At 48.3% G+C, this 1,025-nt stretch carries 2 protein-coding genes; both read right to left on the bottom strand.

Features of this window, described 5'->3' with window-relative positions:
- Nucleotides 1–305, bottom strand: a 305-nt coding sequence (locus tag Q0369_RS04395; protein WP_298096501.1) for a hypothetical protein, incomplete at its 3' end; no start/stop codon positions are given.
- Nucleotides 306–525: 220 nt separating this feature from the next.
- The coding region (locus tag Q0369_RS04390; protein ID WP_298096498.1) for a hypothetical protein at nucleotides 526–1,025 on the bottom strand (500 nt) is incomplete at its 5' end.

Below are 1,025 nucleotides of genomic sequence, written 5' to 3'. Positions count from 1 at the left end.
CAAACGCTAAACTTATACTTCGCATCGCGCGCGGTCGCGAGCCACGAGATGAAGCCCGCATCGTCTTTAAGGCGGCGCGTCGCCATACCGCCGGGCACAAAAACCGCATCAAAGCCGCCTAGATCCGTCGTGATCTCGCCCACGTCAATCGTCAGGCCGCCGCTATCCCAAACCTGCCACTCACGCGAGCAAAACCTCATCTCAAGCTGCGGGCGGGCGGCTTTGAGCCTTAGCATACAATCGTAAAATCCCACAAAATCGAGGTTCGTCTGTCCGCTAAACAGCACAAGCGCTAGGTTTTTCATAATCCGTCCTTTAAATTTATCGCTCGCCTATGAGCTTTCGGTTTGCCGCCGCTACAATTCTCGGCGCCGCAAGTCGTAAAATACGCGGCGGCTAAATTTTGATACCGCAGGCTGCCAAAAACCCGCTCAAGCGAATTTTAAATTTTACCCGCATTAAAAACTTGCAGAATTTTACCGCCCGCGAATGAAATTTCAGAAGCGGTTTAAATTTTGTGCGCTTTTATTCCGCTTTATTCAAATTAGAAAAAGCTCGCAAGCCCGCATAGTGCAGCCTTTTTGAAATATTCTCAAATTCTAAATTCCAAATCCCCTCGTCGTATTTCCATTCAAACGGCGTTTTGTAATTCGTCCAAATTTCATACGCGCGTTCGTTTAGCCGCTCAATCAACGCAGAAATCCCTAAATCGCCGCCCGCTATCTCCATCATCAAATGCCAGTTATCCAAATCGGCGGGGTCATCGGTGTGGATGGATTTTTCGCGCGGTAGATAATACACAAAATCGCCCGTATCGAAAGGAAAGAGGGTATGGCACAGCGCAATGCCGTAAATTTTTTGGGCAAATACGGTCGGAAGCTGCTCGTTCGAATAGCCAAAAGTTGAAACATATAAAAAGCTACGCAAAATGCTCGCTAAATTTCTACAAACGGGCGCAAAGGCGTATCTGCATGCCCGCTGCGTTAAGGCGCCGTTTCGAATAAAACTTATGGCGCTATCGATCT

Origin of the sequence: uncultured Campylobacter sp. (assembly GCF_938030685.1) — a bacterium.
Classification (GTDB): domain Bacteria; phylum Campylobacterota; class Campylobacteria; order Campylobacterales; family Campylobacteraceae; genus Campylobacter_B.
Note: the sequence above shows the minus strand (reverse complement) of the source record. Positions and strands in the feature narration are given on the sequence as shown.